Origin of the sequence: Nonomuraea phyllanthi (assembly GCF_006334985.2) — a bacterium.
Taxonomy (GTDB): domain Bacteria; phylum Actinomycetota; class Actinomycetes; order Streptosporangiales; family Streptosporangiaceae; genus Nonomuraea; species Nonomuraea phyllanthi.
Window position 1 is genome coordinate 438,920 of the sequence record NZ_VDLX02000007.1, and the last position, 13,027, is coordinate 451,946.

At 72.3% G+C, this 13,027-nt stretch carries 14 protein-coding genes; 8 read left to right on the forward strand and 6 right to left on the reverse strand.

Annotated elements, in window-relative coordinates; genetic code table 11:
* Nucleotides 1-76: 76 nt before the first annotated feature.
* The 4 genes from FH608_RS21435 to FH608_RS21450 all read left to right on the forward strand — a co-directional run bounded on the left by FH608_RS21435 (nt 77) and on the right by FH608_RS21450 (nt 4,228).
* A complete protein-coding gene (locus FH608_RS21435) occupies nt 77-1,366 on the forward strand; it encodes a glycosyltransferase family 4 protein (RefSeq protein ID WP_226899745.1) in 1,290 nt (429 codons plus the stop codon).
* 3 nt (nt 1,367-1,369) lie between these two features.
* Nucleotides 1,370-2,080 carry a class I SAM-dependent methyltransferase gene (locus tag FH608_RS21440; protein ID WP_193318537.1) on the forward strand — a complete coding sequence of 237 codons (711 nt, stop codon included), beginning with the start codon at nt 1,370-1,372 and terminating at the stop codon, nt 2,078-2,080.
* Nucleotides 2,077-3,120, forward strand: coding sequence for a glycoside hydrolase family 15 protein (locus FH608_RS21445; RefSeq protein WP_139632316.1), 1,044 nt, complete (start codon nt 2,077-2,079; stop codon nt 3,118-3,120). Before FH608_RS21440 ends, FH608_RS21445 begins: the two co-directional genes overlap by 4 nt.
* Nucleotides 3,121-3,268: 148 nt before the next feature.
* A complete protein-coding gene (locus FH608_RS21450) occupies nt 3,269-4,228 on the forward strand; it encodes a DUF1702 family protein (RefSeq protein ID WP_193318538.1) in 960 nt (319 codons plus the stop codon).
* A 10-nt stretch (nt 4,229-4,238) separates the two neighbouring features.
* Here the strand turns inward: FH608_RS21450 and FH608_RS21455 are convergent, their stop codons facing one another.
* The gene (locus FH608_RS21455; protein ID WP_193318550.1) at nt 4,239-4,868 is read right to left on the reverse strand and encodes a class I SAM-dependent methyltransferase; all 630 of its coding nucleotides are present in this window, start codon (nt 4,866-4,868) and stop codon (nt 4,239-4,241) included.
* A gap of 85 nt (nt 4,869-4,953) precedes the next feature.
* On the opposite strand from FH608_RS21455, the gene FH608_RS21460 reads away from it, so the two are divergent.
* Genes FH608_RS21460 through FH608_RS21470 form a run of 3 tightly spaced genes read left to right on the forward strand, consistent with a single transcriptional unit; the run spans nt 4,954 to nt 6,750 of the window.
* Complete coding sequence (locus tag FH608_RS21460; protein WP_139632319.1) at nt 4,954-5,406, forward strand: pyridoxamine 5'-phosphate oxidase family protein; 453 nt, start codon at nt 4,954-4,956, stop codon at nt 5,404-5,406.
* On the forward strand, nt 5,403-5,618 hold the full coding sequence (locus FH608_RS21465; RefSeq protein ID WP_139632320.1) for a ferredoxin: 216 nt from the start codon (nt 5,403-5,405) through the stop codon (nt 5,616-5,618). The genes FH608_RS21460 and FH608_RS21465 overlap by 4 nt, the downstream gene beginning before the upstream one ends.
* A gap of 43 nt (nt 5,619-5,661) precedes the next feature.
* Nucleotides 5,662-6,750, forward strand: coding sequence for a Zn-dependent alcohol dehydrogenase (locus FH608_RS21470; protein ID WP_139632321.1), 1,089 nt, complete (start codon nt 5,662-5,664; stop codon nt 6,748-6,750).
* Nucleotides 6,751-6,773: 23 nt separating this feature from the next.
* Here FH608_RS21470 and FH608_RS21475 read toward each other — a convergent pair whose 3' ends face one another.
* Nucleotides 6,774-7,922, reverse strand: coding sequence for an FAD-dependent oxidoreductase (locus FH608_RS21475; RefSeq protein ID WP_193318551.1), 1,149 nt, complete (start codon nt 7,920-7,922; stop codon nt 6,774-6,776).
* Nucleotides 7,923-8,064: 142 nt separating this feature from the next.
* Here FH608_RS21475 and FH608_RS21480 point away from each other — a divergent pair, with 142 nt between their 5' ends.
* Nucleotides 8,065-8,694, forward strand: coding sequence for a TetR/AcrR family transcriptional regulator (locus tag FH608_RS21480; protein WP_139632323.1), 630 nt, complete (start codon nt 8,065-8,067; stop codon nt 8,692-8,694).
* A 272-nt stretch (nt 8,695-8,966) separates the two neighbouring features.
* Here the strand turns inward: FH608_RS21480 and add are convergent, their stop codons facing one another.
* From add to FH608_RS21500, 4 genes are read right to left on the reverse strand one after another with little or no spacing between them, the layout of a single operon-like run.
* Nucleotides 8,967-9,932, reverse strand: a complete 966-nt coding sequence (gene add / locus FH608_RS21485; RefSeq protein WP_139632324.1) for an adenosine deaminase — start codon at nt 9,930-9,932, stop codon at nt 8,967-8,969.
* Nucleotides 9,932-11,359, reverse strand: coding sequence for an aldehyde dehydrogenase family protein (locus tag FH608_RS21490; RefSeq protein WP_139632325.1), 1,428 nt, complete (start codon nt 11,357-11,359; stop codon nt 9,932-9,934). Before FH608_RS21490 ends, add begins: the two co-directional genes overlap by 1 nt.
* A gap of 11 nt (nt 11,360-11,370) precedes the next feature.
* A complete protein-coding gene (locus FH608_RS21495) occupies nt 11,371-12,132 on the reverse strand; it encodes an SDR family oxidoreductase (RefSeq protein ID WP_139632326.1) in 762 nt (253 codons plus the stop codon).
* Nucleotides 12,129-13,016 (reverse strand): dihydrodipicolinate synthase family protein, encoded by an 888-nt coding sequence (locus tag FH608_RS21500; RefSeq protein ID WP_139632327.1) that lies wholly within the window; start codon nt 13,014-13,016, stop codon nt 12,129-12,131. Before FH608_RS21500 ends, FH608_RS21495 begins: the two co-directional genes overlap by 4 nt.
* Nucleotides 13,017-13,027: the final 11 nt, after the last annotated feature.

Genomic DNA, 13,027 nt, shown 5'->3' on the forward strand with positions numbered 1-13,027 from the left:
GTAGCCTTCTCGGACTAAGGTCATCTTCACGGTACACGCCCGTCTCAGGGCCCAACCGGCGGGGAAAGGGGTGTCCGTGCAGGAGCCAACGCGGGTGTCCGGTCACAAGCTGACGCAGGGAATTCGCAAGGGGAGGCTTCGGGTTGCGCTGCTGTCGTACCGGAGCAAGCCCACCTGCGGCGGCCAGGGCGTCTACCTGCGCCACCTCAGCCGCGAGCTGGTCGCGCTCGGCCACCACGTCGAGGTGTTCTCCGGCCAGCCCTACCCCGAGCTCGACGAGGGCGTCATCCTGCGCGAGGTGCCCAGCCTCGACCTCTACCGCGACGAGGACCCGTTCAGAACCCCCAAGCTGCACGAATACCGCGACTGGATCGACTGGCTAGAGGTCGGGACGATGTGGACGGCCGGGTTCCCCGAGCCGCTGACGTTCACGTTGCGCGCCTACCGCGAGCTGAGGAAGCGCCTCGGCGACTTCGACGTCGTGCAGGACAACCAGACCCTCGGCTACGGCCTGCTGGGCATCCAGCGGATGTTCCCGGTCGTCGGGACCATCCACCACCCGATCAGCGTCGACCGCCGCATCGAGCTGGAGGCCGCCACGGGCGGCAAGCGGCTGAGCCTGCGCCGCTGGTACGCGTTCGTGAAGATGCAGGCGCGGGTCGCGCCCCGGCTGAGCCCGATCCTGACCGTCAGCGAGTCGTCGCTGGCCGACATCCACCGCGACTTCAACGTCCCCCAGGCGAACATGCGCCTGATCCCCCTCGGCGTCGACACCCGCTACTTCCACCCGCGCCCGGACAAACCCCGGCGCAAGGGGTCGATCGTGGCGGTGGCCAGCGCCGACTCGCCCATGAAGGGCGTCGCGACCCTGCTGCGCGCGGTCGCGAAGCTGGCGACCGAGCGCGACGTGCACCTCACCGTCGTCAGCCGCCCCACCCCCGGCGGCCCCACCGAGCAGCTCGTCCAGGAGCTCTCGCTGGAGGACCGCGTACGGTTCGTGCACGGCATCTCCGACGACGAGCTGGGCGAGCTGATCGCCACCTCCGAGATCTCGGTCGTCCCCTCCCTCTATGAGGGCTTCTCGCTGCCCGCCGTCGAGCACATGGCCTGCGCCACGCCGCTGGTGGCCAGCCGTACGGGGGCGCTGCCCGAGGTCGTGGGCGACGCGGCCGTGCAGGTGCCGCCGGGCGACCCCGAGGAGCTGGCCGCCGCGCTGCGCCGCCTGCACGACTCCCCCGAGGAGCGCGAGCGGGTGGGCCAGGCCGGATACGAGCGCGTGATGGAGCGCTACACCTGGCACGTCGTGGCCAAGAAGACCGTCGAGGCGTACCACGAGGCCATCGAGAACCACAAGAGGAGAGGCTGACCAGTGCTGACCGTGGACTTCGCCCGGCTACCCGTCGGCCCCGGCGTGCGCGTGCTCGACCTGGGCTGCGGCGGCGGGCGGCACGCCTTCGAGGTGCTGCGGCGCGGGGCGGACGTGATCGCGTTCGACATGGACCAGTCGGAGCTGGACGGCGTGGCCGGCATGTTCGCGGCGATGGACAAGGCGGGCGAGGTGCCGCCGGGCGCGAGCGGGCAGATCGTCCAGGGCACGGCGCTGGACATGCCGTTCGAGGACGGCGCCTTCGACCGGGTCATCGCGGCCGAGGTCCTGGAGCACATCCCCGACGACATGGCGGCCATGCGGGAGATCTTCCGCGTGCTCCGGCCGGGCGGCACGGCGGCCGTGACGGTGCCGAGCTTCCTGCCCGAGCGCATCTGCTGGGCCCTGGACGAGGCGTATCACACGGCCCCCGGGGGACATGTCCGGATTTATACGTTGGCTGAGCTGTCGGCCAAGCTAAAGGCCACCGGGTTCGAGATCGGCCCGCACCACCACGCCCACGGCCTGCACGCGCCGTACTGGTGGATCAAGTGCGCCGTCGGTGTCAACAACGACGACCACCCGCTCGCCAAGGCGTACCACGAGCTGCTGGTCTGGGACATCATGAAACGTCCCGCCGCCACCAGGATCGCCGAGGCCGTGCTCAACCCGATCATCGGCAAGAGCGTGGTCCTCTACGTCAGGAAGCCATGATCTCCCACGCGGAGGTCGTCCGGACGGCCGGCAGCATCGCGGCGATACAGCAGGACGACGGCGGCGTGCCATGGCCCGAAGGGCACGTCGACGCGTGGAACCACGTCGAGTGCCTCATGGCGATGTCCGTCGCCGGCCTCGACGGGCCCGTACGGCGCGGTTACGCCTGGCTGGCCCGCCACCAGCGCCCCGACGGTTCCTGGCCGATGAAGCTGGTCGGCGGCGCCGCCACGGAGCTGGGCGGCGAGACCAACCACGCCGCCTACGTCGCCGCCGGGCTCTGGCACCACCACCTCGTCACCGGCGACCGGGGCTTCACCGAGGAGCACTGGCCCATGGTCAAGGCCGCGCTCGACTACGTGGCCGGGCTGCAGACCGACCGGGGCGAGATCGTCTGGGAGCGCGACGCGCGGGGCAGGCCGTCGACGTACGCGCTGCTCACCGGGTGCTCCTCCATCCACCAGGGACTGCGCTGCGGCGTGCTCCTCGCGGAGCTGCTGGGCGACCCGCAACCCCACTGGGAGCTGGCCGCCGACCGGCTGGCCCACGTGCTCGCGGCGCATCCCGAGGCGTTCGCGGACAAGAGCCGCTTCTCCATGGACTGGTACTACCCGGTGCTCGGCGGCGCGGTGCGCGGGCGGCAGGCGTTCGAGCTGCTGGAGCGGGAGTGGGCGACGTTCGTGGTGCCCGGCCTGGGGATCCGGTGCGTGTCCGACGAGCCGTGGGTGACCGGGGCGGAGACGTGCGAGCTGGTGCTGGCGCTCGACGCGATGGGCGACCGGGCGCGGGCGGTGGCGCTGTTCGCCGACGTGCAGCATCTGCGGCACCCGGACGGTTCGTACTGGACCGGATGGCAGTTCGCGAACCGCAAGCACTTCCCCCACGAGCGGTCCGCGTACACCGCCGCCGCGGCCGTCCTGGCGGCCGACGCGCTGCTGGAGCTGACGCCCGGCTCCGGGCTGTTCCGGGACGTCGTGGGCACGCCGGTCTCCGACCCCGAGAGCTGCGGATGCGCCTCAAGGACCTCTGACCTGGCCTGATGTGCCAGGCACAAGCGCTTTTACAGGTTCTTTGCCGCGGAAATCCGGTGCGCCGCCGGTGATCGCCGCAATGGGCTTACTAGCTTCGGAGTGACTCGTACGAGGCGTCTTCGGGGGAAGCGTGGGCGACACGGGCACAACATCGTTCTTGGACCAGGTCAGGACCGAGCCGACACTGTCCCGGGCGAGCGGGCTGCGGAGGTTCCTGGCCAAGGATCCGCTGGAGTCCGATCTGGGTCGGCGACGGTTCCACCTCAGAGAGGGAGCCTCCCGGACGGCATTCACCAACGCCGAAAGATCCTACGTCTTCGGCTTCAACGCGGTGATGTCCCGGGAAGTCGAGAAGGTCGAGGAAATACCGGCTGAGCAGCGGCCCTTCGGCTACGAAGGAGCGGCTGCCGCCTGCACCCTGCTCGACCTGCTCACGCTGACGCGGGGCCGGCGCCTTCACGAGCTACTCACCGGCCCCGCTCAGCATCACCGTCACGCCGCCTATCTGGGGGCCGGACGGGCGTACGCGCTGCTGCGGCTGCGGCCCGTGTGGGGCGCCCGCCGGGCCCACCCGCTGCTGCGGTGGCTGGCGGTGGACGGGTTCGGCTTCCAGTGGAGCCTGACCAGGGCCGATCGCATGGTGGGCGAGCGCACGATGCCGGGCCTGCTCACCAGGGCGCACTGCGCGGTGTTCGACCAGGGGCTGGGGCGGCTGCTCTGGTATCACGACGGCGCCTCTCCCGACGACGTGGCCGCCCGGATCGGCGCGTACTCCCCGGGACGGCGGGCCGACCTGTGGAGCGGGATCGGGTTCGCGGCCGCGTACACCGGCGGGGCCGAGACCGACGAGCTGTGGTGCCTGGCCGAGCACGCCGGGGCCGACGGGTTCCGCGCCCACGTGGCGCAGGGCTGCGCGTTCGCCGTGGCCGCCCTGCTGCGGTCGGGCACGCTGCCCGAGCACTCGGCGCGGGCCGTGCCGATCCTGGCGGGGACCTGCGCGGAGGAGGCGGCCTCGTGGACGGACCAGGCGCTCATCGCGCTCGGACACGAGGCGCACACGCACGAGGACTTCCGCCGCTGGCAGTCACAGACCCGCCGCTCCTGGGCCCGCCGCTGAGCCACATCGGCTAGATGCCGGGATTCACCCGTTCCAGCACCCGGAGCGAGCCCTGCACCGACGTCTCGCGGAACGCCCCGGACCGGACCGCCCGCTGATACACCCGGTACGGCCCCTGCCCCCCGTCGGCGGGGTCGGGGTAGATGTCGTGGAAGACCAGCGCCCCGCCCGCCATCACGTGCGGCGCCCAGCCCTCGTAGTCGCGCGTCACCGGCTCCTCGGAGTGCGCGCCGTCGATGAAGAGCATGCCCAGCGGCGTGTTCCACAGCGCGGCGACCCGCTCCGACCGGCCCACGACGGCGATCACCTCGTCCTCCAGCCCGGCCGCCGCGATCGTCGCCCTGAATGTCGGCAGCGAGTCCATCTTCCCGAACCGGGGATCCATCAGCGTCGGATCGTGATGGGCCCACCCGGGCTGGATCTCCTCCGAGCCCCGGTGGTGGTCCACGGTGACGACCACGGAGCCGGTCTCGCGGGCCGCCGCGCCGAGGTAGACGGCGGACTTGCCGCAGTAGGTGCCGATCTCGCAGATGGGCCCCAGCTCGCCGTACCGGCGGGCCGCCTCGAACAGGGCCAGGCCCTCGTCGGGCGGCATGAATCCCTTGGCGAGTTCGGCGGCGTGGAGCAGCTCGGACGGCATGGTCATAGCGTTGCACCCTAGCCGAACCGAACAACATTCCAGCAGCCTCTTGCCGGGCTCTTCTGCAACCTGTTCTACTTGCAGCGTGAATCAGCGCGCTCGCATCGCGATGCCGGACGACGAGGTCGCCGCCTTCATCGAGGGCTCCCGCAAGATGCAGCTGGCCACCATCAACCCGGACGGCACGCCGCACCTGGTGACGATGTTCTACGGACTGGACGAAGGGCGCGTGGCCTTCTGGACCTACGCGAAGTCCCAGAAGGCCCGCAATCTGGCGCGCGATCCCCGCGTGAGCTGCCTCGTCGAGGCCGGCGACGACTACGGCGAGCTGCGTGGCGTCCTGGTGTACGGGAAGGCGGAGCTGGTGGACGACCGCGACCGCGTCACGGCCGTCGGCCTGCTGGTCGCCCGCCGCATGACGCCGGGCGTCCCCGACGAGCTGCTGCTCCCGTACGTGGAGACGACCGGGCGCAAGCGGGTCGCGTACGTCGTCGAGCGCACCAAAGTGGTCTCATGGGATCACAGGAGGCTCACATGAAGGTCAAATTCGACGAGCTGGTCTGCGAGGCCAACGCCGTGTGCATGGGACTCGCGCCGGAGGTGTTCGAGGTGGACGACGACGACCAGCTCCACATCCTGCTGCCCGAACCACCACCCGAGATGTGGGACCGCGTCCGCCACGCGGTCAGGTCCTGCCCGAAAGCCGCGCTTTCCCTCGAGGAACAGCCCTCGCCTGATTCCCCCGCCTGATTTCCCTGCCTGAGTCCCGCACCTGAGTCCTAGGGAGGACCCCATGCGCGCCGCCATCCTGCATGCCGTGGGCAACGACAAGCTCGACATCCGCGACGACGTGACCCTGGCGCCCGTCGGGCCGGCCGACGTACGCGTACGGATCAGAGCCACCGGCGTCTGCCACTCCGACCTGTCGGCCATGTCCGGCGTGCTGCCGCAGCCCGTGCCGCTCGTCCCCGGCCACGAGGGCGCGGGCGAGGTGGTGGAGGTCGGCGAGCACGTCACCTCGCTCAAGCCCGGCGACCACGTCGTGATCAGCTGGCGTCCGGCGTGCCAGGAGTGCGACCTGTGCGTGGGCGGCCAGCCGTACCTGTGCATGAAGTACGTCATCGAGTCCTTCAGCAAGGGCAACTTCCGCTTCGGCGGCGACGCGGCGACGGCGTTCGGCATGGCCGGGTGCGGCACCTGGGCCGAGGAGATCATCGTGCCGTCGCACGGCGCGATCAAGATCGATGACGACGTGTCCTGGGAGGCGGCCGCCCTGATCGGCTGCGGCATCACGACCGGTGTCGGCGCCGCGATCAACACCGCGAAGGTGCGCCCCGGCTCGACGGTCGCCGTGATCGGCTGCGGCGGCGTCGGCCTGTCCGTCATCCAGGGCGCCCGCGTCTCCGGCGCCAGGACGATCCTCGCGGTGGACCCGCTGGAGTCCAAGCACGAGCTCGCCAAGAAGGTCGGGGCCACGCACGCCGTCACCCCGGAGCAGGTCCCCGACGCCGTGAACGAGCTCACCGGCGGCGCGGGCTTCGACTACGGCTTCGAGGTGGTCGGCAAGTCGGCCACCATCCAGAGCGCCTGGCAGATCACCCGCGCCGGCGGCGACGTCGTCGTGGTCGGGGCCGGCGCGGTGGACGACATGGTGTCGATCTCGGCGTTCAGCCTGCTCTTCGAGGGCAAGAACCTGCTGTCCAGCCTGTACGGCGAGGCGGACGTGCGGCACGACTTCCCCTACTTCGCCAAGCTCCACAAGGCCGGCAAGCTGGACCTGGAGTCGCTGATCAGCGCCCGCATCCGCCTGGGCGACCTGAACGACGCGGTGGCCGCCCTGCGCAACGGCGAGGTCCTCCGCCAGATCGTCCTCATGGACTGACCGCCTCCGCCCGGGAAGCCTCGTCAGAAGGTCCTGCCGAACATCTGGCCGGCGATCCTGAGCGAGTGGTCCACGGTGTCGAAGCCGCGTGGGAGCATGACGCGCTCGTACGCGGCGACCGCGTCGACGAGCGACCGCTCGCCCCGCGCGGCGGAGAGCAGCTCGCCGGCCAGCGCCGCGGAGTCCTGCAGGGCGGTGTTCGCACCGACGCCACCGGTCGGCGGCATGAGGTGGACGGCGTCGCCCAGCAGCGTGACCGGGCCGGGCCGCCACGCCTCGACGCGCTCCCCGGCCCTGATCGCGATCGGCAGGAACGCGTCCGCGTCGGCGTGCAGGAAGAGCTCCCTGACGGCCGGATGCCAGTCAGCGGTGAGCTCGGCCGAGAGCTTCCGCAGCTCCTTCGGCGAGAGTCCGAACAGTTCCTCGTCGGTGATCCCGAGACGTTCCGGAGTCGCCACGAGAGTGGTCATCAGGTAGTCCGACGCGTCCTCGGGCCGGGACCTGAACCGCATAGGCCCGAAGGCGGCGCCGCACCCGGTCTCGTCGGCGACCCAGCAGAAGCCTCGGTCGAAGTCCTCGGGCATGAGGGCGCCGGTGACCTCGTCGATCGCCATCCGGCCGTAGAGGCACCGTAGGCCGAGGTCCTTGACGGTGGCGTGCGGAAGCAGCCCCCGGCGCACCGCCGACCCGACGCCGTCGGCGCCGACCAGCAGATCGCCCTCGTCGCTCCCGCCCTCGGCGAACCGCACCCGCACCCGGCCCGACTCGGTGACCTGGTAGCCGGCCACCGTCCGCCCGAAGTGCACGGCATCGCCGAGACCGCTGAGCAGGCCGCGCCGGAACGTGTTCCGGTCCACATGGGTGATCTCGTCGGGGTCCGCGGGGAAGGTCTGCGCCATCACCCGCTCCAGCCGGTGCGTGTACGAGGCCACCAGATCGTTGGTGACCCCGCTGGTGCGGAGGACCAGGTCGAACACGTCGGGCGGCAGGCAGGCCCGCAGCGCGGCGTTGCCGTCCGGGTTGATGTGGATGCGATAGCCCTGGTTGCGGATCTCCGGCGTGGGGTCTCGCTCGTACACGGCGACGTCCAGGCCGCCCTGGCGCAGCGCCTGCGCCAACGCCAGCCCGCCGAGGCCGCCACCGGCAATGAGGATCCGTGGTCCAGCTGACATCTCGTCGCCTCTCTTCGTGGGGATCGGGCCGCTGACGCGGCGCCACACTGACATGGTCAACCGGGCGACGGACTTTGTCAAACAGTTGCTTGATTAAGTTGTGTGCATACTTGGCATTGCTTGTTGCGGGTAGAATGCCGCTGTGCCGCCCAAACCCCGTAGGTCACCGAAGCCGCATGAGCGCCAACGCGACCCTGAGCGCACCCGCAAGCTGATCCTGGACGCGGCGGCGGCCGAGTTCAGCGCGCACGGTTACGTGGGCGCCCGGATCAGAGCGATCGCCGCCAGGGCAGGGGTCAACCAGCAGCTGGTCTCCTACTACTTCGACGGCAAAGAGGGCCTGTACCAGGCCATGTCGGAGCGGTGGCGGGAGCGGCAGCGCGACCTGGTGCCGCCGGGCACGCCGTTTCCTGAGCAGGTGCGCCGCTATGCCCTGGAGGCGCTGCGCGACCCGGAGGGCCCCCGCCTGATGGCCTGGAGCGGCCTCGAGTACACCGGGCCGACCGGCGACCCCGACCACACGGCCCGCTCCCAGCAGCTCGCAGACAGCGTCGACGAGCTGCGCGCGCTGCAGGAGTCCGGACGGCTTCCCGCCGACCTCGATCCCGCCTGCCTCCTGGTCATGCTGATGGCCGCCGCCATGGCGCCCACCACGCTGCCGCACGTCATCGAAGGCGTCTGCGGCACCGATCCCCGATCCCCCGAGTTCATCGAGCACTTCGCCGATCAGGTAGCCCTCCTCGCCCGCCACATCGGGCTCGATCCCACCTGACCTCCGCCGGGTGATGACAGGCGGCGGATCCGGTGAGGAAGTCACCCGTACGAGCGGATGACGACGTCGGCCAGGCCCTCTCGCCGCGGCCATCCGTAACCGCGGATCCAGCGCCTCCCGTCGTCCAGAGGCGCGCGCGGTGGTGACCTCTCGCCGGCCGGCCGCGACGGTGCCGCCTGCTCGCCGTTGCCGGAGACGGGCCACGGGCCGCTTTCCGTGGCGGCGACATGGTGGCGCAGGCCCCCGGTCAGGAAGCCCGATCCGTCACCGGTTCATGCGGCGGCGGCCCAGCGAGCCACGCCGGCGAGCGCGCGCTCGCGCCGCTCGGCGGGGCACGAACTGAAGCGGAGCGAGGTCTCGGCGATGCGGGCCAGGGCGGCCCGGTCCAGCCCGAACCGGTCGCGCGCCAGCTCGTACTCCCGCACCGCGCTGGTGTCGCAGAACAGCGGGCAGTCACTGTTGAGCGTCACCGGCACGCCGGCCGACAGCAGTTCGGGCAGCGGATGCTCCGCCGTCGAGGGGGTGATCCGCAGCGCCACGTTGGACGACGGGCACACGTCCAGGCACACCTGCCGTTCGGCGAGCTCCCGCAGCAGCCCGGGATCCTCCGCCGCCCGGATGCCGTGGTTCACCCGGTGCGCGCCGAGCACCTCCACGCAGGCGCGCACGCTGTCCGCCCCCGCTCCTTCGCCTCCGTGTGGCACGGCGGGCAGGCCGGCCTCGCGGGCCCGGGCGAAGACGTCCGCGAACAGCTCCGCCCGGTGGTTCGCCTCGTCGCCGGCCAGCCCGAACCCGACCACTCCCGCGTCGCGGTAGGCGAGCGCCAGCGCCAGGGAGCGTTCGGCGGACGGGGGCGGCAGCCCCCGGTTCACGCCGACGATCACCCCCGCCGACGACTCCTCCGTGGTCCCGGCCGCGAACCCGTCGAGCACCGCCTCGAGCACGGCCTCGTCGGGTCCCAGCCGTCCGGCGTAGGTGGGCGGGACGACGTGTACCTCGCTCCACACCACGCCCTGCGCGGCGGCGTCCTCGACCAGCTCGCGGGCGACGCGCCGCAGGTCGTCGAGGCTGCCGACGAGGTCACGGGCCCGCTCGTAGGCCGTCACGAACGCGCCCAGCCCGTCGAACGGGCCCTGCGGCGGGACCGGCAGGCCGTGGCGATCGGCCAGCTCCGCCGCGGTGGAGGCGCGGATCGCGCCCTCCAGATGCAGGTGCAGCTCGGCCAGCGGCAGCCTCATCAGTGCCCCAGGTAGACGGTCTTGCTCCAGGTGTAGAAGTCGAGGGCGGCCGTGCCCTGCTCCCTGAAGGTGTTGGACGAGGAGTCCTTCACGCCGCCGAACGGCACGTTGAGGTCGAGCCCGGTGGTCGGCCGGTTCACCTTGACGACGCCGACCTGGGCGTGCGCGGCGAAGTGGTGCGCGGTGGCCAGGTTCGTGGTGCACACGCCCGCGGTCAGCCCGTACGGCGAGTCGTTGACCCTGGCCAGGCCCTCCTCGTAGGAGTCCACGCCGATCACGGCGACGACGGGACCGAAGATCTCCTCCTTGGCCACGCCCGACTCGTGCGCGACGTCGGCCAGCACGGTCGGCCCGAGCAGCTGCCCGTCGGGGTCGGCGCCGCCGGCGACCACGGTGGCGCCATCCGCGCGGGCCTGCCGGATCGCGGTCACGTCGGTGTCGAGCTGCTGCTCGCTGAGCACCGGTCCCATCGTCGTGCCCTCGCGCAGCCCGTCACCGGGAACGAACGCCTCGCTCTCCTTGGCCAGTGCCTCGACGAAGGCGGGCAGCACGCCAGGGGTGCAGTAGACCCGCGAGGTGGCGGTGCACGCCTGCCCGGTGAGGCCGAACGCGCCCGCGGCGACGATCCTGGCCGCCGCCGCCACGTCGGCGTCGTCGACCACCAGGTAGGCGTTCTTGCCGCCCATCTCCAGCTGCACCCGGGCGCGGCGCTCGCTCAACGTCCGGTGCAGGCCGAGCCCGACCGCCGTGGAGCCGGTGAAGGAGAGCGCGGCCACCCGCCGGTCGCGGGCCAGCGCGTCGCCGGCGACCGCGCCGCTGCCGTGCACGACGTTCAGCACCCCGGCGGGCAGTCCGGCCTCTGCCAGCGCCGAGGCGAGATGGGTGGCGGAGAGCGGGGTCAGCTCGGCCGGCTTGAGCACGACCGCGTTGCCGCTGACCAGGGCGGGCGCCGCCTTCCACGCCGGGATGGCGATGGGGAAGTTCCAGGGGGTGATCAGCGCCGCGACGCCCACGGGCTCGTGCCTGGTGAAGATCGTGGTGGCGGGCAGGCCGCTGGGCAGCACCTCCCCGGAGCTCTTCCAGGCCAGGGAGCCGAAGAAGCGCAGCACGTCGATCGCCCGCCGGACCTCCCCCTTGGCCTCGGCCAGCGTCTTGCCCTCCTCGCGTACGAGGTCGGCGGCGACGTCGGCGTGCCGGGCGCGCAGCAGGTCGGCCGCGTCGAGGAGGATCGCGCCGCGGGCCGGCGCGGGCAGCGCGGCCCAGGCGGGCTGCGCCTCCTGGGCCGCGGTCAGCGCCGCGTCGACGTCCGCGGGCGTGGCGGACGGCGACAGCGCCACCTCCTCGCCGGGACGCGCGGGATTGCGCCGTACGGTCACCGGGTCGCCCGTCCACCGTCCGCCGATGAGGTTCTGCACTGTCGTGGTCACTGAAACTCCAATCAGAGGGTTCGGACGAGACCGCCGTCGCAGCGCAGCGCGACACCGGTGACGTACGCGGCCGGCTCCCCGCAGAGGAAGGCGGCGACCGCGCCGAACTCGTCCGGCCTCCCGTACCTGCCGGCCGGGATGGCCTCGCGCGAGCGCCGTTCGGCCTCGGCCACGGACGTGCCGGCCCGCTCGGCGGCGGCCGCGTCGAGCGCGGCCACCCGCTCGGTGGCGATGCGCCCGGGCAGCAGCAGGTTGACGGTGACGCCGTCGGCGGCGACCTCGGCCGCGAGGGTCTTGAGGTAGCCGGCCAGCGCCGCCCGGCCCAGGTTGGACATGGCGAGGTTCGGCAGCGGGGAGACGACGCCGCTGGACCCGATGGCCAGGATGCGGCCCCAGCCGCGCGCCCGCATGCCGGGCAGGGCCAGGGACACGAGCCGCTGCTGCGGCCTGACCAGCGTGTCCACGGCGGCGCTCACGTCGTCGGCGGTCGTGCCCGCGGCGGTGCCCGGCTTGGGGCCCGGCCCGTTGAGCACCAGGATGTCGATGTCGCCGGCGGTGGCGGCGAGGCTCTCCGGCCCGCCGTCGGCGAGCAGGTCGGCCTCGACGCCCATCGCGCCGGGCAGCTCGGAGGCGATCCGGCGCGCCCGGTCGCCACGGCGGCCGGAGACGATCACCTTCGCGCCCTCGGCGGCCAGCGCGCGGGCGGTGGCCTCGCCCAGCCCGCCCGTGGAGGCGCACACCAGCGCGGTCCTGCCGGAGAGTCCGAGGTTCACCGGGCCACCTCCGCCAGGTGGCGCTTGAGCTGTTCCGACAGCGACTCGGGCAGCGACGCGGCGGGCGGCCGGACCGACGACTCCAGCAGCAGCCCACGCTGCCGCAGGCACTCCTTGCGGATGGCCAGCGCGATCCTGGCCTGCTGCTCGAAGTTCACCAGCGGCAGGTACGGCAGCCACGCCTTCCTGGCGGCCGCGTAACCTCCCTCCCGCCAGGCCTCGACGCAGGCGATGAGGCCCTCGGGGAAGGAGAACCCGGTCATCGCCCCCGCGGCCCCGCAGGCCAGCTCGTCGAGCAGCCCGATGCCGCCGAGCCCGCCGAAGACCGGCACGTCCAGCCCCGCGGTGAGTGTGGCGATCGCGGGCGGGGTGGGCGGCGCCTCGGCCTTCACCGCGACCACGAACGGCAGGTCACGCAGCGCCGCCACGAGCGCGCCGGGTGCGATGGAGACGCCACTGACCAGCGGGTAGTCCTGGACGACCAGCCCGGCGCCGGTGGCCTCGTGCACGGCGCGCAGGTGCCTGGCGAGCGTGCCGGGGTCGGCCGAGTTCGCCTGCACCATGGCTCCCGCCAGCCGGTCGCCCGCGACCTCCTGGGCCAGCCGCACCTCCTCGATGACCGGCGCGGTGCCGAGCGAGGTCGCGCCCACGACCAGCGGCAGGTCGACCGTGTCCGCGACCGTCTCCAGCACGGCGCGGCGCTCGGCGCCCGACAGCTGAGCCGCCTCGCCGAACACGCCGAGCACGGTCAGCCCGGTGACACCGGCTTGCTCGTAGTGCTCGACGAGCCTGGCCAGGCTCGTCTCGTCGACGTCGAACGTGGAGCCGGAGAAGGGCGTCGCCACGACGCCCCACACCCCGGCCTTCAGCAGAACGGGTGACATCTCTACCTTTC

Coding starts and splice junctions, on each gene's coding strand:
- FH608_RS21445 (WP_139632316.1), top strand. CDS start 2,077: ATGATCTCCCACGCGGAGGTCGTCCGGACGGCCGGCAGCATCGCGGCG.
- FH608_RS21455 (WP_193318550.1), bottom strand. CDS start 4,868: ATGCCGTCCGAGCTGCTCCACGCCGCCGAACTCGCCAAGGGATTCATG.
- FH608_RS21465 (WP_139632320.1), top strand. CDS start 5,403: ATGAAGGTCAAATTCGACGAGCTGGTCTGCGAGGCCAACGCCGTGTGC.
- FH608_RS21470 (WP_139632321.1), top strand. CDS start 5,662: ATGCGCGCCGCCATCCTGCATGCCGTGGGCAACGACAAGCTCGACATC.
- FH608_RS21475 (WP_193318551.1), bottom strand. CDS start 7,922: ATGTCAGCTGGACCACGGATCCTCATTGCCGGTGGCGGCCTCGGCGGG.
- add (WP_139632324.1), bottom strand. CDS start 9,932: ATGAGGCTGCCGCTGGCCGAGCTGCACCTGCATCTGGAGGGCGCGATC.
- FH608_RS21500 (WP_139632327.1), bottom strand. CDS start 13,016: ATGTCACCCGTTCTGCTGAAGGCCGGGGTGTGGGGCGTCGTGGCGACG.